Annotated in this window: 1 protein-coding gene; it reads right to left on the bottom strand. The window is 72.2% G+C overall.

What is annotated here, in order from left to right:
• Window positions 1-5: 5 nt before the first annotated feature.
• Window positions 6-23,660: a non-ribosomal peptide synthase/polyketide synthase gene (locus tag ACFVFH_RS29300; protein WP_383774058.1), complete on the bottom strand. Its 23,655-nt coding sequence runs from the start codon at window positions 23,658-23,660 to the stop codon at window positions 6-8.
• Between the last annotated feature and the right edge of the window lies 1 nt (window position 23,661).

The following is a 23,661-nucleotide window of genomic DNA, read 5'->3' as shown; positions in this document are numbered from 1 at the left end:
TGCGCCTACGCCGGGTCCTGGCCGGTGGCCTTCGACGGCCGGCCGGCGAGCTGCCGGAGCCGGTCGGCCAGCACCGGGCCGATCACGTCCAGGGCCTCGGGAGTCGCCATGGCGGCGTGCTCGCAGTCGACCTCGTGGAAATCGACGGTGCCGTCGACGTGGGGCTCCCACATGTCCGGGGTGAGCCGGTCCTTGGGCTTGTCCATGGCCGCGAAGACCAGGGCATCGGTCCGCACCCGCTCGTGCCGGTACTCGGGGCTGATCCGGATGTCGTTGATCATCACCTGGAGGATGGCGGCGAACTGCTCCTCCTCGAAGTCGGCGAACACCGAGTTGTGCTGACGCGCGAGACGGGTGAACCGCTCGTACGTGAGCGGGGTGCCGCCGTCCGTGCCCTGCTCGGTCCCGGATTCCTCGGCACCGAGCGGGCCGTCGGGGTCCGCCCCGATCGCCTTCAGGAGCGTCAGGTACACCATGGCCGCGTCCAGCCCGGCCTCCTCCGCCACCTCCTCCTCGGTCCGGGGACGGGCGGGCTGTGCGTCGAGCAGGACGAGCAACGGCACGTCCTCGCCCCGTTCGCGCAGCCTGGCGGCCATCGCGTGGGCCACGACGCCTCCGAAGGACCACCCCAGCAGGTGGTACGGGCCGTGCGGCTGGATGCGGGTGATCTCGGCGAGGTAGTCGTCGGCCACCTCTTCGACGGACCCCGGGAGGTATCCGGGGGTGGACAGCCCCCGCGCCTGGATGCCGTACACCGGAATGTCCGCGTCCAGGTGCGGCAGCAGCCCCGCGTACGACCAGCTCAGTCCGCCTCCCGGATGGATGCAGAACAGCGGGGCCCGGCTCCCCTGCGGACGCAGCGGAAGCACCACGTCGAACGCGCCGCCCTGGCTCTCGTCCCCGTCCAGGCGGCGTGCCAGTCCGGCCACGGTCGGTGTCTCGAACAGGGCCCGGAGCGGGAGTTCGAGGCCCAGGACGTCACGGACGCGGCCGATCAGCCGGGCGCCGAGCAGCGAGTGGCCGCCCAGGTCGAAGAAGCCGTCGTCGACGCCGACCCGGTCGAGCCGGAGCACTTCGCGGAACAGGGCGCTCAGCACGTCCTCGTTCGGTGTGCGCGGCGCACGGCCGACCGGGGCCGTGTAGTCGGGTGCGGGCAGCGCCCGCCGGTCGAGCTTCCCGTTGGGCGTCGTCGGCAGCGCGTCGAGCGGCACGACCGCCGACGGCACCATGTGTTCCGGGAGCCGCTGCCGCAGCGCGTCGCGGATTCCGGCGATGCCGGACTCGTCGGCGCCGACGACGTACGCCACCAGCCGTGGATCGCCCGTACGGTCCTCCCGTACGACCACGACGGCGTCGGACACCCCGGGCCGCTCCCGCAGCGCCGATTCGGTCTCGCCCGGCTCGATCCGGAAGCCACGGATCTTGACCTGCTGGTCGGCCCGGCCCAGGAACCGCAGACCGTCTCCCCCGGTCCGGCGCACGAGGTCCCCGGTCCGGTACATCCGCGACCCGGGCGGGCCGTAGGGGTCGGCCACGAACCGCTCGGCGCTCAGCCCCGGCCGTCCCAGGTAGCCCCGGGCCAGCCCGGCGCCCGCGATGTACAGCTCGCCGGGAACCCCCGGCGGAACCAGCCGCAGTCGCTCGTCCAGCACATAGGTGCGGGTGTTGAGGATCGGCCCGCCGAGACCGGGCGGGGTACCGGGAAGCACGGTGGAGGCGGTGGACCAGATGGTGGTCTCCGTCGGCCCGTACAGGTTGGTGACGCCCGCCGCGTGGGCGGCGAGGGTCTCGGCCAGGTCGGCGGGGAGCGCCTCGCCGCCCACCAGGACGCGCAGCCCGTCGAGCACGTCGGTGCGTACGTCGACGAGTGCGCGCCACAGGGTCGGTGTGGCCTGGGCGATGGTCGCCCCGCTGTCCCTGATGAGGTCGGCCAGCGCGTCCGGGGTGCGGACGGTGTCGCGGGCGGCGAGCACCAGGGTGGCCCCGTGGAGGAGCGGCAGATAGATCTCCAGGGCGGAGATGTCGAACCCGACGGTGGTCACCGCGACCCAGCGGTCCTCCGCGTGCAGGGGGAACCGTACGGCCATGTCCGCGAGGAAGTTCGACAGCGCCCCGTGCGGCAGCACCACGCCCTTGGGCGTGCCGGTGGAACCCGAGGTGTAGATCACGTACGCCGGGTGCCCCGGGTCGAGCGGCCGTCCCGTGCCGGCCCCGGCGGCGGTGTCCGGCAGCGCGTCGAGCGCGGACCGGTGGCCGGGCGCGTCCAGGACGAGGACGGGGATGTCCGCCCCGTCCGGGAGCAGCCCCGTCAGCCCGGAGGTGGTCACCGCCAGGACCGGTGTCGCGTCGGTGAGCATGTGCGCGACGCGGGGCGCGGGGTACTCCGGGTCGACGGGCAGATACGCGGCGCCCGACTTGAGTACGCCGAGCAGGGTGGCGATCAGGTCCGGCGAGCGTTCCAGCAGGACGGCGACGAGGTTCCCGGGGCCCGCCCCGTTCTCCGTCAGCCAGTGCGCGATGCGGTTGGCCCGCGCGTCCAGCTCGGCGTACGACCACTCGGTGCCGTCATGGACGACGGCGGTGGCGTCCGGGGTGCGGGCGGCCTGGGCGGCGAACAGCTCGGGAACCGTCTCGCGCGGGAACTCCCCGCTGGTGCCGCGCCATTCGTCGGTGATCCCCCGGCGTTCCTCGGTGGTGAGGATGTCGGCGTGGGTGACGGGCTGCTCGGGCCGGGTGGTCAGGGCCTCCAGGAGGGCCGTCCAGCGACCGGTCAGGGTGGTGATGGTCCCCGGGTCGTAGAGATCGGTCGCGTACTCCGCGAACCCCTCGATCCCGGCGGGCCGCCCCTGCCCGTCATGCCGTTCGACCAGACTCAGCGTCAGATCCATCCGGGAAACACCCGAATGCAGGTCCTCCGCCCGCACCCGGAGCCCCGGAAGCCGGAAGTCCGGCTGCTCGTTGTTCTGGAGCGCCAGCATGACCTGGAACAACGGGTGGTGGGCGGTCGAGCGCCGAGGATTCAGCTCCTCCACCAAATGCTCGAACGGCACGTCCTGGTGAGCGAACGCCCCCAGACTCGTCTCCCGCACCCGGGCGACCAGCTCCCGGAACGACGGATCACCGGAGGTGTCCGTACGCAGGACGAGCGTGTTGATGAACACACCCACCAGCTCATCCAGCGCCTCATCCGTACGCCCGGCGACAGGACTGCCAATCGGCACATCCGTACCAGCGCCCAAGCGGGTCAGCAACGCGGCCAACGACGCCTGCAACACCATGTACACCGTCGCATCACACTCACGCGCGATGCGGGCGATCCGCTCGTGCAACCCTGCATCCAGGCCGAATTGCCGTACGTCACCCGCGTACGTGGCCACGGGGGGCCGGGGCCGGTCGGCGGGAATCGTCACCAGTTCCGGAAGGTCGGCCAGCCGGCCACGCCAGTACGCCACCTGCCGGCTCAGCGCACTGCCCTCGTCCCCGGCGTCGCCCAGCAGCTCACGCTGCCACAGCGTGTAGTCGGCGTACTGCACCGGCAACGGCTCCAGCGCACCCGAACGCCCCTCCAGACGCGCCGAATACGCCGACACCAGGTCCCGCGCCAACGGCGCCAGCGACCACCCGTCACCCGCGATGTGATGCAACAGGATCAACAACACGCACTCGCCACGGGACACCCGGAACAGACTCGCCCGCACCGGAATCTCCGCATGCAGATCGAACGCGTACCGCGCCGCCCCATCCAGCGCACCCGACAGCTCCGCCCCGGCCACATCGACCACCGTCAACGGCACCTCGGCCTCGTCCGCACCGAGAATCACCTGACGTGGAGAACCCGCACGATCCCTGAACAGGGTCCGCAACGACTCATGACGCACCAGGACATCGCCCAGCGCCCCACGCAACGCCCCCTCGTCCAGCTCACCGGACAGACGCAACGCCAACGGCATGTTGTACGTCGCCGACGGCCCCTCCAACTCGTACAGGAACCACAACCGCTGCTGGGCGAACGACAACGGCAACACCTCCGGACGCACCACAGGCACCAACGCGGTCCGCTGCCGCACCTCGGCCTCGTCGAGGCGTCGCGCCAGTCCGGCGACGGTCGGCGTCTCGAACAGGGCCCGTAGCGACAGGTCCACCCCGAGCACCGCGCGGATCCGGCTGACCAGCCGGGTGGCGAGCAGCGAGTGGCCGCCCAGGCCGAAGAACCCGTCGTCCACGCCGACCTTCGCCACACCGAGCATCTCGGCGAACAGCCCGCACAGCACCACCTCCCGTGGAGTGCGCGGCGCGCGTTCGGTGAGCGGCGCGTAGTCGGGTTCGGGCAGGGCGCGACGGTCCACCGTCCCGTCGGACGCCGTCGGCAGGGCCTCCAGCACGACCACGGCGGACGGCACCAGCGGGGCGGGGAGCGCATCCGTCAGCTCGTCGTGCACCCGGATGACGGAGAACTGGTTCGCGACGGCGGGGACCACATGGGCCACCAGCCGCCGTTCGCCCGCCGGGTCCTCATGGAGCGTCACGACCGCCTGGGTCACACCGGGCAGGTCGCGCAGGACCGCTTCGACCTCGGCGAGGTCGAAGGCCGTGCCCCGCAGAACGACCCGTGTGTCGTCCCGGCCGACGAGCCGCAGTCCGCCGTCGCGCTCGCGGCACGCCACGTCCCCGGTGCGGTACATCCATGCCCCGTCCGGGCCGTTCAGCTCGGCGGGCAGCCACGCCGTGCCACTGCTGCCATCGGCCCCCACGCCGTCCGGAGCCTGCCCGGAGCCGACGAGGTACAGGGAGCCGGGTACGCCGTACGGCGTCGGCCGGAGCCGCCCGTCCAGTACGTAGGAAGGCGGGGCGACGAGCGGCAGCCCGGTGGGCCCGAGGACCCGGACCGTCCGGCGGCCGCCGGACGCACGCGCGAGGAGCCCCGGCGCGTCCGGTTCGCCGAGGACGACCAGGGTGGACACCCCGTCCGGCGGGGTGGCCGTCGCGTCGGACGACGCGACCAGCTGCGCCGGTGCGAGCACCGCGTGGGTGATCCGGTGCTCGTCGAGCACCCTCGTCAACTCCGCGCCGACCGGTCGGCCGGGTGCGGTGAGAACCACCGTGGCCCCCGTCGCGAGCGCGGACAGCTCGATCAGTTCCGCGTCGGTACCGGGTGATGCCGGGCACGAGACGCGGGAGTCCCCGTTCACCTCGGCCCCGTGCCGGAGCGAACCGGCCAGTCGGGCGAGATGCAGATGCGGTATGTCGACGCGTACGGGCCTGCCCTCGGCATCGGACGTGCGGGTCACGAACGCCGGCCGCGCCCAGGAGGTCCGGTCGGCGGGAACGGCGTCCGCGGGGTCGCTCTCCGGGCAGGCCCGCAGAGCCGCCGCCGCGTCGGGCCGGTCCGGCGACACGACCACGCACCCGTCGGGCAGCGAACCCCCGAAGCGGTCCGCGGCCGGGCCCTCGGTGACGACCAGCGCGGGAGCCGCCTCACCGATCAGGCGCGCGGTGTACGCGACGGGGTGCTCCGGGTCCAGGGCCAGACACGCGGCACCGGTCTTGAGCACACCGAGCAGGGTGGCGACCCGGTCGACGGACCGGTCGAGGAGCACGGCGATCTCCCGGCCCGCACCGGCGCCGAGTCCCGTGAGCCAGTGCGCGACGCGGTTGGCCCGCGCGTTCAGCTCCTCGTACGTCACCGTCCCGCCGTCGTGTTCCAGCGCCGGGACGCCTGCGGCGTGTACGGCCAGCTCCTGGAAGTCGGCGAGCCACGCGGTCCCGGGGTCCTCGTGCGCGGTGTGGTCCTGGGCCCTGAGCAGCTGCTCGTTCTCCTCGGTGGTGAGGATGTCGGCGTGGGTGACGGGCTGCTCGGGCCGGGTGGTCAGGGCCTCCAGGAGGGCGGTCCAGCGGCCGGTCAGGGTGGTGATGGTCCCCGGGTCGTAGAGATCGGTCGCGTACTCCGCGAACCCTTCGATCCCGGCGGGCCGCCCCTGCTCGTCGTGGCGTTCGATCAGGCTCAGCGTCAGATCCATCCGGGAAACACCCGAGTGCAGGTCCTCCGCCCGCACCCGGAGCCCCGGAAGCCGGAAGTCCGGCTGCTCGTTGTTCTGAAGCGCCAGCATGACCTGGAACAACGGGTGGTGGGCGGTCGAGCGCCGAGGATTCAGCTCCTCCACCAAATGCTCGAACGGCACGTCCTGGTGAGCGAATGCCTCCAGGCTCGTCTCCCGCACCCGGGCGACCAACTCCCTGAACGACGGATCACCCGACGTGTCCGTACGCAGGACGAGCGTGTTGATGAACACACCCACCAGCTCATCCAGCGCCTCATCCGTACGCCCCGCAACGGGGCTGCCGATCGGCACATCCGTACCGGCGCCCAGACGCGTCAGCAGCGCCGCCAACGACGCCTGCAACACCATGTACACCGTCGCATCGCACCCACGCGCGATCCGCGCGATCCGCTCGTGCAACCCGGCACCCACACCGAACCGCGCCACCTCACCCGCGTACGACGCGACAGCGGGCCGGGGCCGGTCACCGGGAACGGTCACCAGCTCAGGAAGCCCGGCGAGCCGGCCGCGCCAGTAGGCCACCTGCCCGCTCAGTGGGCTCTCCGCGTCCCCGGCGTCGCCCAGCAGCTCACGCTGCCACAGCGTGTAGTCGGCGTACTGCACCGGCAACGGCTCCAACGCACCCGAACGCCCCTCCAGACGCGCCGAATACGCCGACACCAGATCCCGCGCCAACGGCGCCAGCGACCACCCGTCACCCGCAATGTGATGCAACAGGATCAACAACACACACTCGCCGTCCGCGACCCGGAACAGACTCGCCCGCACCGGAATCTCCGCATGCAGATCGAACGCGTACCGCGCCGCCCCATCCAGCGCACCCGGCAACTCCGCCTCCGTCACCCGACCGGACCACCAACCCATCCGGACGTCCTCGGCGGGCAGGACCACCTGGTGGGGCCGGCCGCCCTCCACATCGCGGAACACCGTCCGCAGCGACTCATGGCGTACCAGGACATCGCCCAGCGCCCCGCGCAACGCCCCCTCGTCCAGCTCACCGGACAGACGCAACGCCAACGGCATGTTGTACGTCGCCGACGGCCCCTCCAACTCGTACAGGAACCACAACCGCTGCTGGGCGAACGACAACGGCAACACCTCCGGACGCACCACAGGCACCAGCGCGGCGCGCTGCGGCGCGTCGGCGTCCACAAGGGCGGCGAGAGCGGCGGGGGTCGGGGCGTCGAAGACGGTACGTACCGCGATCTCCATGCCCAGGCGGTCCCGGATCCTGCTCACCAGCCGCATGACCAGCAGCGAGTGCCCCCCGAGCCTGAAGAAGTCGTCGTCGGCGCCCACCGTGTCGAGCCCCAGTACGTCGGCGAATGCCGCGCAGAGCGCCCTCTCGCGATCCGTGCGCGGCTCCCGTCCGGACACCAGTCGCGCGAAGTCGGGTGCGGGCAGCGCACGGCGGTCCAGCTTGCCGTTGGCGGTCAGCGGCAGTTCCGGCAGAGTCATCAGAGCCGCCGGAACCATGTAGGCGGGCAGCGATCCACCGAGGTGCACCCGGATCGCCTCCGTGTCCGGCGTCGCTTCCGCGTCCGCCGCGGCCACCAGGTAGGCGGCCAGTTGCCCCTGGCGCTCGACCACCACCGCGGCGCCGACGGACGGGTGGTCCGTCAACGCGGCCTCGATCTCGCCGAGTTCGATGCGGAAGCCACGGATCTTGACCTGGTCGTCCGACCTGCCGAGGAACTCCAGCACGCCTTCCCGGGTCCAGCGGGCGAGGTCTCCGGTGCGGTACATCCGGGAGCCGGCGGCGCCGTACGGGTCTGCGACGAACCGCTCGGAGGTCAGTCCGGGACGGTTCAGATAGCCCAGCGCCAGCTGGGTACCGGCCAGGTACAGCTCACCCGCGACGCCCGGCGGGACCGGGCGCAGCGCCGCGTCGAGCACATACGTCCGGGTGTTCCAGACCGGACGGCCGATCGGCACCACCCCGGTGTCCGTGAGGCAGGGCCAGGCCGTGACGTCGATCGATGCCTCGGTGGGGCCGTAGAGGTTGTGCAGCTCGGCTCCGAGGGCCGAGCGGAAGCGCTCCGCCAGCCCGGCGGACAGTGCCTCGCCGCTACAGATCACCCGGCGCAGCGTGGTGCACTGTGCGGCGGCGGGTTCGGCGAGGAAGACATCCAGCATCGACGGGACGAAGTGTGCCGTGGTGATGCCCTGGTCCTTGATCAGTCCGGCCAGGTAGGCCGGGTCCTTGTGCCCCTGCGGAGCGGCCATGACCAGCGTCGCGCCGGTGATCAGCGGCCAGAAGAACTCCCACACCGACACGTCGAAGCTCGACGGGGTCTTCTGGAGTACGCGGTCGTCGGCCGAGAGCCGGTAGGTGTTCTGCATCCAGAGCAGGCGGTTCACGACGCCGCGCTGCGGGATCACGACCCCCTTCGCCCGGCCGGTGGAACCCGAGGTGTAGATCACGTACGCGGGCAGCTCGGGCGACAGGGCCACGGACGGGCCGTGTTCCGAACCGTCCACGGCGGCCGTGCCGGTCAGCGCGGCGATGGCGTCGAGGTCGTCGAGCACGAGATCGGGCCGGGCGTCGGCCCGCATGAACGCGAGCCGCTCCGCCGGATAGTCCAGGTCCAGCGGAAGGTACGCCGCGCCCGCCTTGTGCACGGCCAGCAGCGCCACGACCAGCTCGACCGAGCGCGGCAGCGCCACGGCGACCGTGCCACCCGGCCGTACGCCTCGATCGGCCAGCTTCCGGGCCAGCCGGTTGGCGCGTGCGTCGAGCTGCGCGTAGGTCAGTTCCGTGTCCCCGTCGAGGAGCGCGAGTGCGTCCGGGGTTCGTGCGGCCTGGGCGGCGAACAGCTCCGGCAGCGTGGTGTCGGGCACCTCGTGCCCGGTGTCGTTCCACTCCGCGAGCACCTGGCGGCGCTCTTCGGCGGTGAGGATGTCGGCGTGGGTGACCGGCTGCTCGGGCCGGGTGGTCAGGGCCTCCAGGAGGTCCGTCCAGCGGGTGGTCAGGGTGGTGATGGTCCCCGGGTCGTAGAGGTCGGTCGCGTACTCCGCGATTCCCTCGATCCCGGCGGGCCGCCCGTGTTCGTCACGCTGTTCGGTGAGGCTCAGCGTCAGGTCCATGCGGGAGACACCGGAGTGCAGGTCTTCCGTCCGTACGCGGAGCCCCGGGAGCCGGAAGTCGGGCTGCTCGTTGTTCTGGAGCGTCAGCATGATCTGGAACAGCGGGTGGTGGGCGGTCGAGCGCTGCGGGTTCAGCTCCTCGACCAGGTGCTCGAACGGCACGTCCTGGTGAGCGAACGCCCCCAGACTCGTCTCCCGCACCCGGGCGACCAGCTCCCGGAACGACGGATCACCGGACGTGTCCGTGCGCAGGACGAGCGTGTTGATGAACACTCCCACCAGCTCATCCAGCGCCTCATCGGTACGCCCCGCGACGGGACTCCCGATCGCCACGTCCGTACCGGCGCCCAGACGCGTCAGCAGCGCCGCCAACGACGCCTGCAACACCATGTACACCGTCGCATCGCACTCACGCGCGATCCGCGCGATGCGCTCGTGCAGCCCGGCGTCCACACCGAACCGCGCCACCTCACCCGCGTACGACGCGACAGCGGGCCGGGGCCGGTCGGCGGGGGCCGTCACCAGTTCCGGGAGGTCGGCCAGCCGGCCACGCCAGTAGGCCACCTGCCGGCTCAGCGCACTGCCCTCGTCCCCGGCGTCGCCCAGCAGTTCACGCTGCCACAGCGTGTAGTCGGCGTACTGCACCGGCAACGGCTCCAGCGCACCCGAACGCCCCTCCAGACGCGCCGAATACGCCGACACCAGATCCCGCGCCAGCGGCGCCAGCGACCACCCGTCACCCGCGATGTGATGCAACAGGATCAGCAGCACGCACTCGCCGTCCGCGACCCGGAACAGGCTTGCCCGCACCGGGAGTTCACGGGACAGATCGAAGGCGTGGCGTGCGGCCCGGGAGAGCCGCGCGTCGAGTTCCCGTGCGTCGACCTCGTGCACCGCCCAGTCGATCCGGGCGTCCGCCGCCGCGCGGATGGTCTGCCGGGGTTCGCCGCCGGTCTCGGTGAAGTGGGTGCGCAGAGCCTCGTGGCGCGCCAGGACGTCGTCCAGCGCAGCCCGGAGCAGGTCGATGTCCAGCTCACCGGAGAGGCGCAGGGTCAGCGGCATGTTGTACGTCGCCGACGGCCCCTCCAACCGGTGCAGGAACCAGAGTCGCTGCTGCGCGTACGACAGCGGCAACGTCTCCGGGCGGACCGCAGGCACCAGGTCGGGGCGGGCCGACGCGTCCGGGTCGGGGCCCTCGTCCAGCCGCTTCGCCAGTCCGGCGACGGTCGGTGTCTCGAACAGGGCCCGCAGCGGCAGTTCGACCCCGAGTCCGGTACGGATGCGGCTGATGAGCACCGTGGCGAGCAGCGAGTGACCGCCCAGGTCGAAGAACCGGTCGTCCGCACCGACCCGCTCCAGGCTCAGCACATCGGCGAAGAGCGCGCACAGCTTCTTCTCCCGTTCCGTGCGCGGCTCCCGTCCGCCGACCTGGGCGGAGAAGTCGGGTGCGGGCAGCGCACGGCGGTCCAGCTTGCCGTTGGGCGTCAGCGGGAGTACGGGCAGCGGCACGACGGCCGAGGGCACCATGTATTCCGGCAGGCGCAGCCCCAGCGCGTTCCGCGCGTCGGAGAGGTCGACGCCCTCCTCGACCACGACGTAGCCGACGAGGCGCCGGTCGCCTTCCCGTACCTCGTGCACGACCGCGGCGGCCTGGGTCACGCCGGGGAGGCCGCGGAGTGCCGTCTCGACCTCACCGGGCTCGATGCGGAATCCCCGTACCTTGACCTGGCTGTCGGCCCGGCCGACGAACTCGACCTGTCCGGCCTCGTTCCAGCGCGCCAGGTCGCCCGTGCGGTACATCCGCGACCCCGCGGGGCCGAAGGGGTCCGCGACGAAGCGCTCCGCGCTCGGACCGGGCCGGCCGAGGTAGCCGCGGGCCATGCCGGCTCCGGCGACGTAGAGCTCGCCCGCGACACCGGGCGGTGTCAGCCCGAGACGGTCGTCCAGGACGTAGACCCGCATGCCGCTGACGGGGCGGCCGATGGGAAGCGCCGTCGGCAGTGTGTCCTGCGGGACCATCGCGTGCAGGGTGGCGAAGGTGGTGGTCTCACCGGGGCCGTAGCCGTTGATCACGGTGGTGTCCGGGCAGGCGTCCAGCACGCGCCGGACCGCCGTGGGTGGCACCACCTCGCCGCCGGTGAAGACCTGCCTCATGTGGACGAAGGCTTCCGGGGACTCCTCGGCGATGACCTTGAACAGACCGGCCGTGATCCACATGGAGGTGATGCGGTGCTCCACGACGAGGTCGCCCAGCGCGGCCGCGTCGAGCCGTGTGTCCGGCGCGATCACGACGCGGCCCCCGAGCAGCAGCGGCATCCAGAGTTCGAGGGGCAACGAGTCCCAGGCGGTCGGCGAGTGGAGCAGCACCCGTTCCGGGTGGCGGCCGACCACCGGGTCGTCGGCCAGCGCCGTGATGTCGGCGTGGGTGAGGGCGATGCCCTTGGGCTTGCCCGTCGAACCGGAGGTGTAGATCACGCACGCCAACTGGTCCGGCAGGAAGGCCGCTTCGACGCGGTCGGCCGTCCCGTCCGGGGTGGCCGGGTCCTCGGTGGCGAGCTCCGGTCCGAGCAGCAGGACCTGCGACCCGGGTACGAATTCGGGTACGCGCGAGGGGCTGTCGGCCAGCAGCACGGTGACGGCGTTGTCCGTCCACATCATCCGGATCTGGCTCTGCGGGTACCGCTCGTCGAGGGAGACATAGGCGCCGCCCGCCTTCATGACGGCCAGCACGGCCACCACGAAGCTCGCCGAGCGTGACAGGGCGAGCGCCACCACGTGTTCGGTGCCCACGCCGCGCCGCACGAGCTCCCGGGCCAGCCGTTCGGCACGGGCGTCGAGCTGCGCGTAGGTGAGCGTGACCTCGCCCGCGACCACCGCGACGGCGTCCGGGGCGTTCTCGACCTGTGCACGGAACGCCTCGGCGAGGGTCCGTTCGGTGCGGGCTCCGGCTGCCGTCGCCCAGTCCGCCCGGAACGTCCGGGTCTCCTCGGCGGTGAGGATGTCGGCGTGGGTGACGGGCTGCTCGGGCCGGGTGGTCAGGGCCTCCAGGAAGCCGGTCCAGCGGGTGATGAGCGTGCTGATGGTCCGGGGGTCGTAGAGGTCGGTCGCGTACTCCGCGAACCCCTCGATCCCGGCGGGCCGCCCCTGCTCGTCGTGCTGCTCGGTGAGGCTCAGCGTCAGGTCCACCCGGGAGACGCCGGAGTGCAGGGCCTCGTGCCGGACGCGGAGGCCCGGGAGTTCGAAGTCGGGCTGCTCGTTGTTCTGGAGCGCCAGCATGATCTGGAACAGCGGGTGGTGGGCGGTCGAGCGCTGCGGGTTCAGCTCCTCCACCAGGTGCTCGAACGGCACGTCCTGGTGGGCGAACGCCCCCAGGCTCGTCTCCCGCACCCGGGCGACCAGCTCCCGGAACGACGGATCACCGGAGGTGTCCGTACGCAGAACCAAGGTGTTGATGAACACACCCACCAGCTCATCCAGCGCCTCATCGCTACGCCCCGCGACAGGGCTCCCGATCGGCACATCCGTACCGGCGCCCAGGCGCGTCAGCAGCGCCGCCAACGACGCCTGCAACACCATGTACACCGTCGCATCGCACTCACGCGCGATGCGGGCGATCCGCTCGTGCAGCCCGGCATCCAGGCCGAATTGCCGTACGTCACCCGCGTACGTGGCCACGGGGGGCCGGGGCCGGTCGGCGGGAATCGTCACCAGTTCCGGGAGGTCGGCCAGCCGACCACGCCAGTACGCCATCTGGCGGCTCAGCGGGCTCTCCGCATCCCCGGCGTCGCCCAGCAGCTCACGCTGCCACAGCGTGTAGTCGGCGTACTGCACCGGCAACGGCTCCAACGCACCCGAACGCCCCTCCAGACGCGCCGAATACGCCGACACCAAGTCCCGCGCCAACGGCGCCAGCGACCACCCGTCACCCGCGATGTGATGCAACAGGATCAACAACACACACTCGCCGTCCGCGACCCGGAACAGACTCGCCCGCACCGGAATCTCCGCACGCAGATCGAACGCGTACCGCGCCGCCCCGTCCAGCGCACCCGACAGCTCCGCCTCCGTCACATCGACCACCGTCAACGGCACCTCGGCCTCGTCCGCACCGAGAATCACCTGCCGCGGAGCGCCCGCACGGTCCCTGAACAGGGTCCGCAGCGACTCATGGCGTACCAGGACATCACCCAGCGCCCCACGCAACGCCCCCTCGTCCAGCTCACCGGACAGACGCAACGCCAACGGCATGTTGTACGTCGCCGACGGCCCCTCCAGCTCGTGCAGGAACCACAACCGCTGCTGGGCGAACGACAACGGCAACACCTCCGGACGCACCGCAGGCAGCAGGTCCGGGCGGGACGGGGCACCGGTGGTTCCGGCCCGGGTGGTGTCGAGCCAGTCGGCCAGGCCGGCCGGTGTCGGGTACTCGAAGAGGACCCGCAGCGGCATTTCCACGCCCAGCGCGGCACGTACGCGGCTGATGAGACGGGTGGCGAGCAGCGAGTGGCCGCCCAGGTCGAAGAACCCGTCGTCCACACCGGCCTCGGTGAGCCCGAGCACCTCGGAGAAGAGCGTGCAGAAGACCTCTTCGTGCGGGGTGCGGGGGGCGCGGCGGTTCGCCGAGGTGTAGTCGGGTGCGGGCAGCGCCCGCCGGTCGAGCTTGCCGCTCGGGGTCAGCGGCATCTCCTCGATCGCCACGACGGCGGACGGCACCATGTACTCGGGGAGCCGTTCGCGCAGTGCGTCCCTGAGGCCCGCGAGGAGCTGCCCGGTGGTGCGTGTGCCCAGGGGGTTGTTGACCAGGGAGCGGAGCGGCCTGCCGGTGTGCGTCGGGCGGTAGAGGTCCGCGTAGACCGTGCTGTCCGGTGTGGCGGCGCGGGCGGGCAGGAACACCGCTTCGAAGGCGTCGACGGCCTTCGCCGACCAGGTCGTCAGTACCTGGTAGCCGTGTTCTCCGGCCCAGCGGGTCAGGGATTCGGGGTCCACTCCCGTGGGCCGGGGCTCGGCCGGGGCGGTGGAGCCGTGCTCCGTGTCCGGCCCGGCGTCCGTGCCGGACAGCTCCCGGCGGATGCGTTCCAGGGGTGCGCTGCGTGCCAGCGCCCGCGCGGCGGCGACCTCCGCCGCCAGACGGCTGTTGACCAGTCCGGTCACGCGCACCGGGCCGGAGTGCCCGGCGAGTGCGGCGGGCAGTGCCGTCAGGCTGTCGAGGTCCTGGCCCCACACCAGTTCGGGAAGTGCGGAGAGGTCCACCGTCGACGCGGGCGACGGGGTCTTGTGCAGCACCACCTCGTAGCGGTGCCGGGTCAGTTCGTTGTGGTGGGCGCCGCGCTTGAGACGGATGTCGACGGCGCCCACGGTGTCGTGGCGCCCGGCCCACGCGGTGAAGAAGTCGGGCTCGATGACCAGCTCCTTCTCCACGACCATGGCGCGTTCGACGGCGGTCCGCATCCGGTCGGAACCGGTGTCCCGCCCCTCGGGTCCCTGCTCGGTGTCCAGGTCACCCGCGTCGGCCCGTTCGGCGTGGATCGCGGTCTGGAAGGCGCGCAGCGAGGCGCGGTTGCGGACGTCTCCGACGACGATGCGGCCGCCGGGTGCCAGCAGGTCCAGCGCTCCGTCCAGGACCCGGGCGAAGTAGTCGGCGTCGGGGAAGTACTGGACGATCGAGTTGAGGACCACCGTGTCGAAGAAGCCGGTGGGCAGCCCCTCGGTCACATCGGCGGACCGGCAGTCCAGGGTGACCCGGTCGCTCCAGCCCGCCGCTTCGACCTGGCTGGTCAGCCGCTCGATCGTCGGTGCCGAGAAGTCGGTCGCCCAGTACGACTCCACCTGCGGCACCAGCGGGCCGAGCAGCAGGCCCGAGCCGACGCCGATCTCCATGATCCGGCGCGGGGCGGCCTCCATGATCCGGGTGACGGCGGCGTCGCGCCAGTCGCGCATCTCGTCGAGCGGGATCGGCTCGTTGCTGTAGGAGCTGTTCCAGCCGGTGAAGTCCTGGCCCAGTCCGGGTCGTTCGGTGTCGGCACCGGCATAGACGGAGTCGTAGATGTCCCGCCATTCGCCGACCTGTTCGGCGACGGCGCCCGGGTCCGCGGTGGGGCCGTCGCCGGAGTCCGGGGCGGCGGTCGTGCCGCCGGCCGGAGCCGCGTCCGCGTCGGGCACCACATAGGCGACCAGGCGCTGGTCGCCGGGGGTGTCCTCGCGGACGACCACGACGGCGCGGGCGACGCCCGGCCGTTCGCGCAGTGCGGCCTCGATCTCGCCCGGCTCGATCCGGAAGCCCCGGATCTTGACCTGCTGGTCGGCCCGTCCGGCGAAGTGGAGCCGGCCGTCGGCGGACCAGCGTGCCATGTCGCCGGTGCGGTACATCCGGGAGCCGGCGGGGCCGTAGGGGTCGGCGACGAAGCGTTCGGCGGTGAGGCCGGGCCGGTCGAGATAGCCGCGGGCCAGGCCCGCGCCCGTCAGATAGAGCTCTCCCCGGACCCCCGGGGGGACCAGCCGGAGCCGCTCGTCCAGGACGTACACCCTGGCGCCGTCCACGGGCCCGCCGATCGGTGCTTCGCGGCCGCTGAGGGGTCCGCTCATGGCGGCGCACACGGTGGACTCGGTCGGTCCGTACGCGTTGACCATCAGCCGTCCGGCGGACCACTGCTCGACGAGGTCGGGCGGGCAGGCCTCCGCTCCCACGATCAGGGTGGCGAAGTCCGTCAGCCGTTCGGCGGAGCCCGCGGGAAGGGTGGCCAGTACCGAGGGCGGGACCAGGGCGTGGGTGACCCGCTGTTCGGCGAGGACCTGGGCCAGTTCCTCGCCGACGAGCCGGTTGCGGGACCCGATGACCAGTGCGGCACCGGAGGTGAGGGCCATCACCATTTCCAGTACGGCGGCGTCGAAGCTGGGCGACGAGAGCTGGAGCACCCGTGAGGTGTCGTCGACGCGGCACTCCCGGCGCAGGGTCGACGCCAGGCTCGCGATGCCCCGGTGCGCGACCACCACGCCCTTGGGGCGGCCGGTGGACCCGGAGGTGTAGATGACGTAGGCGGGGTGGTCCGCGTGCGGCGGGGCGGTCAGGTCCTGGCCGGTCGGGCCGGTCGCCGGGCGGTTCCGTACGGTCTCGCGGATGCCGGGGGCGTCCAGGGCGGCGACGTCGATCCCGCCGGTCTCCGGCAGCAGCCCCGCCAGCGCGGTGGTGGTGAGGATCAGCGCCGGACGGGCGTCCGTGAGCATGTGCGCCACCCGGTCGCCCGGGTAGTCGGGGTCGATCGGCAGATAGGCCGCACCGGCCTTGAGCACGCCGAGGACGGCGGCGGTCAGTTCCGCCGAGCGCTCGAACACGACGGCGACCGTCCGCTCGGGCCCGACGCCCCGGCCGATCAGCCAGTGCGCGATGCGGTTGGCCCGTGCGTCGAGCTCCGCGTACGTGAGGTGTTCGCCGTCGGCGACGACCGCGAGGGCCTGTGGTGCGCGCGCGGCGTGGGCCTGGAAGGACTCCACCAGGGTGGGCCCGTCGTCCGGCGCCGAGGTGTCGGCCCAGCTCTCCGCGATCCCGGTGCGCTCCCCGGCGGTGAGGATGTCGCTGTCTCCGATGGTGCGTCCGGGGTCCGCCGCCATCACGGACAGCATCCGGGTCCAGCGGGCGATCAGTGTCCCGATGGTCCCGGCGTCGAAGAGTTCCGTCGCGTACTCGGCGTACGCGTCGATCCCGGTGGGTTCGCCGTCCGCGTCATGGCTCTCGGTGAGGCTGAGGAACAGGTCGAAGCGCGAGGTTCCGGTGCCGGCCAGCTCCGGGCGCACCCGCAGGCCGGGCATGTCGAAGGTGGCCTGCTCATTGGTCTGAAGGGTCAGCGCGACCTGGAACAGCGGGTGGTGGGCGCTGGAGCGCTGCGGGTTGAGCTCCTCCACCAGGTACTCGAACGGCACGTCCTGGTGGGCGTAGGCGGCCAGGCCGGTCTCGCGGACCCGGTCGATCAGCTCCGTGAACGTCGGATCGCCGGAGGTGTCGGTGCGCAGCACCAGCATGTTGACGAAGAAGCCCACCAGGTCGTCCAGGGCCTCGTCCATGCGCCCGGCGACCCCGCTGCCGAGCGGGATGTCGGTGCCCGCTCCGAGGCGGGTCATCAGCGCGGCCATCGCCGCGTGCAGGACCATGAACACGGTGGCGTCGTGGGAGCGGGCCAGTTCGCTCAGCGCCCGGTGCAGCTCGGGGTCGAGCCGGAAGCGGGTCACCTCGCCCTCGTACGAGGCCACGGCGGGCCTCGGGCGGTCCATGGGGACCGTCACCTGGTCGGGGAGGTCGGCCAGTTGGCCGCGCCAGTACGCGACCTGCTGCCCGAACAGGCTGTCGGGATCGGTGGCGGCGCCGAGCAGATCGCGCTGCCACAGCGTGTAGTCGGCGTACTGCACCGGCAGCGGGCGCCACGTCGGGTGCTCGCCCCGGCTCCGCTCGCGGTAGGCGGCGGCCAGGTCGCGGGCGAGGGGCACCACGGACCATCCGTCGCCCGCGATGTGGTGCAGCACGATCATGAGCACGTGTTCGGTGGGCCCGGTGCGCAGCAGCCGGGCCCGGAGCGGGATCTCGGCCGACAGGTCGAACTCGTGGCGCGCGGCCGCGGCGAGCGCGGCCGTCAGGTCCTCCCGGGCGACATCGGTGGTCCGCAGCTCCAGGCGTACGCGGTCCGGGGCGAGGATGTCCTGGCAGGGCAGGCCGTCCTGTTCCGGGAAGACCGTGCGCAGCGACTCGTGCCGGGCCAGGACGTCGTTGAGCGCGGTTTCCAGGGCGTCGTGGTCCAGGCCGCCGCTCATCCACAGGGCGAGCGGGACGTTGTACGTCGCCGAGGGGCCTTCCAGCTTGTGCAGGAACCAGAGGCGTTGCTGGGCGAAGGAGAGCGGCAGGGTGTCCGGGCGGGGTACGGGGAGCAGTGCGGGGCGTCGCCCGCCGCCACCGCCGTCGGCGCCGAGCTGTTCGGCCAGGGCGGCCGCGTTCGGGGTGTCGAAGAGGGTGCTGACGGCCAGTTCCGTCCCCAGGACCGAGCGGATGCGGCTGACGAGCCGGGTGGCGAGCAGCGAGTGGCCGCCCAGGTCGAAGAATCCTTCGTTCCTGCCGACCCGTGCCAGGCCGAGCACCTCGGCGATCAGGGCGCACAGGATCTCCTCCCGCGCGGTGCGCGGCGCACCGGCCCCGTTCGGGGCGGCCTCCGGTGCGAGCGGTGCGGCGTGGCCGTCCGCCGGTACGGTCCCGAGCGTCGGGAGCGGGTGCGGCAGCCGGTCGGCCAGCTCGTCGAGCACCCGGTCGGCGGAGAATCCGTCCGTTTCGGGGACCACGTAGGCGACGGGCCGCTGTGTGCCGTGTTCGTCGGTCCGGTCGGCCACCACGGCGTGCCGTACGGCGGGGTGTTCGGTGAGCCGCGCGCGCAGCAGGTCGAGTTCCTCGCGGCCGCGCGGCCGGCCGCCGGTGCCGGATCCGGTGTCGGCCGCCCCGGCCGCGATCCGGCGGGGGCGGCGCACCAGGCGCCTCAGCATCGCGGGCAGCGGTTGCGAGGCGGGGCGGGCCCGCAGTGCGGCGGTGTCGAGGCGTACGGGGGCGACGAGCGGGGGAACACCGCGCATCGCGCGGTCGAAGAGCTCCAGTGCCTGTGCGTCGGAGAGCGTGGCGATGCCGGAACTCCGGATGCGTTCCCGGGCGGCGTCGTCCAGTGCCGCGGTGATGCCGCTGGCGTTCTCCCAGAGTCCCCAGGCGAGGGAGGTGGCGGGCAGTCCGTGCGCGGTGCGGTGCTGGGCCAGGGCGTCCAGGAACGTGTTGGCCGCCGCGTAGTTGGCCTGCCCCGCGTTCCCGAAGAGCCCCGCGACCGACGAGTACAACACGAACGCCGACAGATCCAGCCCACGCGTCAACTCATGCAGATGCCACGCCGCGTCCACCTTCGGCCGCAGCACCGCCGTCAACCGCTCCGGCGACAACACCTCCACCGTCGTGTCGTCCGTGACACCCGCCGTATGCACCACCGCCGTCAACGGATGCTCCACCGGAACCGAAGCCAGCAGCCCCGCCAGCGCACCACGATCCGCCACATCACACGCGGCGATCGTCACCTCCGCACCCAGCCCCACAAGCTCCTTCCGCAACGACTCCGCACCCACGGCACCCGGCCCACGACGACTCGTCAGCAACAACCGCCTCACCCCGTACCGCACCACCAGATGACGCGCCACCAACGCACCCAACGTCCCCGTACCCCCCGTGACCAGCACCGTCCCCCCAGGGGTCAGTGCCGTGGCGGTACCGGTGGTCTCCGGGCCCGGCCGTCCGAGCCGGGGTACCACGACCTGGCCGCCGCGCAGGGCGAGCTGGGGTTCGTCGCGGCCGAGGCCGCCGACCAGCGCGGTGCGGACGTCCTCGGCGGTGGTGCCGGTGTCCGTGCCGATGTCGAGAAGGGTGAAGCGGCCGGGGTGTTCCGACTGCGCGGACCGCAGGAGGCCCCAGACGGTGGAAGCGGCGAGGTCCGTCACGTCCTCGCCCGCGGTGGCCGCCACGGCTCCCCGTGTCACGAAGACGAGACGCGCCGTGGAGAAACGATCCTGCGCAAGCCATTCCTGGACTAGGGCCGCCGCACGCGCGGCGGCGGAGTGGGCGGTGGACACCACCGCGCGGCCGTCGTCGGCGTCGGCCGGGAAGGAGCCGGTGCCGTACGAGGGGGCCACGAGCACCACGTCCGGGACACCGGCGCCCGTGGCGACGGCACGCGTCAGAGCGGCCAGGTCGGAGTGGACGACCGCGCCCGGGAGGTCCGGCTCCGCTCCGCCGAGGACCGCCCAGTGCCCGTCGGCGACGCCGGGACGGGTGGCGTCGGTCCCGCCGAGCACCGGCCAGTCGAGGACGAGCAGTCCGTCGCGGTGCCCGGCGGCGCCGGGCCGGTCGCGGTCGGCGGCGAACGGCCGCAGGGTCGCTTCCCCGATGCGCAGGACCGGCAGACCGGCCGCGTCGGTGACCAGGACCTCGAAGCTCCCCCCGGCGGCGGGGGTGATCCGTACCCGCGCGGTGGTGGCCCCGGTCGCGTACAGCTCCACACCGGTGAGGGCGGAGAGCTGCTGGACCACGGGCAGGGCGTCCCGCGCCGTCAGGTGCAGGACGGCGTCCAGGAGTGCCGGGTGGATGCCGTGGCCGGTGGCGTCGAGCCCGTCGGGGAGGCGGAGGTCGGCGTAGAGGTCCGCGCCGTCGCGCCACGCGGCGGTGACCCCCTGGAAGGCCGGTCCGTACGCGTAACCCGCCGCCGCCAGATCGGCGTAGAGCGTTGCGACGTCGACGGGGGCCGCGTCGCGCGGCAGCCGTACGGGCAGCTCGGGCACCGCCCCGTCGGCGAGGGAGAGCACGCCTCGGGCATGGCGCACCCAGGCGCCCTCGTCCTTGGCGGGGCGTGCGTACGCGCTCACCGACCAGCGGTCGCCCGCGAGCGCCTCGACCGTCATCTGGAGGTCGACCGCGGCGTCGGGGGCGAGGAACAGCGGTGTTTCCAGGGCGAGTTCGTCGATGCGGTCGGCACCGACCCGGTCGCCCACGGAGGTGACCAGATCGACGAAGGCGCTCGCGGGCAGCACCGCGGTGCCACCGACCGTGTGATCGGCCAGCCAGGGGTGCGTACGCAGCGAGATCCGGCCGGTCAGCGACCGCTCCCGCCCGTCCGGATGCTGGAGCTCGGCCCTCAGCAGCGGGTGGGCGGCGACGCCGAGCCCGAGCCCGGTCACGTCTCCGCTCAGGGCGCTCGCGGACGCGCGCAGCCAGTACGAGGTGTGCTGGAAGGCGTACGTGGGCAGCTCGACGCGGCGGCCGTCCGGCAGCCACGACGACCAGTCCACCGGGACGCCCTGGGCGTGGAGGCGGGCCGCGTGGTCCAGGAGCTGCTGCTCGGAGCCGTGGTCGCGGCGGAGCGAACCCACCGTCACGGTCGGCGCGTCCCAGGTCGCCAGGGTCTCCTCGATGCCCGCGGTCAGCACCGGGTGCGGGCTGGACTCGACGAAGACGGCGTGTCCGTCGGCGGCCGCGGCGAGGACCGCCCGTTCGAACTCCACCGGGCTCCGGAGGTTCCGGTACCAGTACCCGCCGTCGAGCCGGGAGGGGTCGATCCGCTCGCCGGTCACGCTGGAGTAGAAGGCGGTGCCGCAGTCGACCGGGGCGATGCCGGCCAGCTCCGCCGCCAGCCGCTCGCGCAGGGGTTCCACGCTCGCGGAGTGCGAGGCGTAGTCCACGGCGATCCTGCGTGCCGCGATCTCGTCGGCGTGGCAGCGGGCCACCAGGTCGTCCACGGCGTCCGGGGCACCCGACACCACGGTGGAGGACGGCCCGTTGACCGCCGCGATCTCGACCCCGCCGGGGCCGCCCGCGAGCCTCGCGCGCACTTCGGCGGCCGGTGCGGCGATCGAGGCCATGGCACCCGTGCCCGCCAGACCGGCCAGCGCCAGGCTCCGCAGTGCCACGATCTTCGCGGAGTCCTCAAGGGTGAGGGCACCGGCCACGCAGGCCGCGGCGATCTCACCCTGGGAGTGCCCGATCACCGCGTCCGGGCGTACGCCCCGGGACTGCCACACCGCGGCCAGACCGATCATCACGGCCCACAGCACGGGCTGGACGACGTCCACCCGGTCCAGGGAGGCCGCGCCCGGCCTGCCGTTCAGGACGTCCTGGAGCGACCAGGTGACATGTGGTGCGAGCGCCTTCGCGCACTCCTCGACCCGCGCCGCGAACACCGGCGAGGAGACCAGCAGCTCCTGTGCCATCGCGGGCCACTGGGAGCCCTGACCGGGAAAGACGAAGACCGTCCTGGGCTGCCCGGAGAGCGGCTCGGCGGCCGTGGTGAAGACATACGGGTGGGGTGTGTCGTCGGTGAGTGCGTGGAGTGCGGCGTGCGGGTCCCGGGCGGTGATGACGGCCCGGTGGGCGAAGCGGGTCCGTGCGGTGGCCAGGGTGTGCCCGATGTCGACGGGACGCAGCCCGGGACATGCCGCGAGATGGGTGGCGAGCCGGGCCGCCTGGTCCTGGAGCGCCTGCGGCGTCTTCCCGGACAGCACCCACGGAACGGAACGGCCGCCCGGCTGATCGGCCTCTCCGGTCGCCCCGGTCTCTTCGGCATCCGGTGTCGCGTGTTCGAGGATGAGGTGGGCGTTGGTGCCACTCACCCCGAACGAGGAGACACCGGCCCGTCGGGGCCGGTCCCGCTCCGGCCACGGCACCGACTCGGTCAGCAACCGAAGCTGCCCCTGCCCCCAGTCCACCTGAGAAGTCGGCGCGTCCACATGCAGTGTGGGCGGAAGAACGGCATTCTCCATCGCCATGATCATCTTGATCACACCGCCCACACCCGCCGCGGCCTGGGTATGACCGATGTTCGACTTCAACGACCCCAGATACGCCGGAGCACCCGAAGCCCGATCCCTCCCATACGTGTTCAGCAGCGCCTGGGCCTCGATCGGATCACCCAGCACCGTCCCCGTGCCATGCGCCTCGATGACATCCACATCCCCCGGCGCAAGATTCGCATCCCCCAGCGCCGAACGGATCACCCGCTCCTGCGAAGGACCATGCGGCGCGGTCAGCCCATTGCTCGCACCGTCCTGATTCGTCGCCGAACCACGGATCACCGCCACCACCCGATGCCCGTTCGCCCGCGCACGCGACAACGGCTCCAGCAACAACAGCCCACTGCCCTCGGAAAACCCCGTCCCCTGCGCCGACTCCGCGAACGCACGACACCGACCATCCGGCGACAAACCCCGCTGCCGGCTGAACTCCACCAACGTCCGCGGCGTCGCCATCACCGTCACCCCACCGGCCAACGCCATCGCACACTCACCCTTGCGCAACGACTGCACCGCCAGATGAATCGCCACCAACGACGAAGAACACGCCGTGTCCACCGACACGGCAGGCCCCTCCAACCCCAGCGTGTAAGCGATACGACCCGATGCCACGCTGGAGGTGTTGCCGGTCCCGACGTATCCCTCGTACTCCTCCGGCAGGGTGGTCAGGGCGCTGATGTACTCCTGCACCATGATGCCGGTGAAGACTCCGGTGTCGCTGCCGCGCAGCGAGGCAGGATCGATCCCCGCCCGCTCCACCGCCTCCCACGCGTTCTCCAGCAGCAACCGCTGCTGCGGATCCATCGCGGCCGCCTCCACCGGACTGATCCCGAAGAACCCCGCATCGAACCGGTCCGCCTCATGCAGGAACCCACCACCCGACGCATACACCTTCCCCGTCGCCGACGGATCCGGATCCGGATCGTACAACTCCTCCAGATCCCACCCCCGACCCGTCGGAAACCCCGACACCGCGTCCCGGCCCTCCCGCACCAACTCCCACAGATCCTCCGGAGAACCCACACCCCCCGGAAAACGACACGCCATACCCACCACCGCGATCGGTTCCTGGGCCTTTTCCTCGACCTCACGCAACCGTTGCCGGTACTCCCGCATGCTGGCCGTCGTGCGCTTGAGATAGTCGCGAAGCTGCTCTTCAGTGGACGTGGACATG

Origin of the sequence: Streptomyces sp. NPDC057697, from assembly GCF_042799335.1 — a bacterium.
GTDB lineage: Bacteria > Actinomycetota > Actinomycetes > Streptomycetales > Streptomycetaceae > Streptomyces.
Note: the sequence above shows the minus strand (reverse complement) of the source record. Positions and strands in the feature narration are given on the sequence as shown.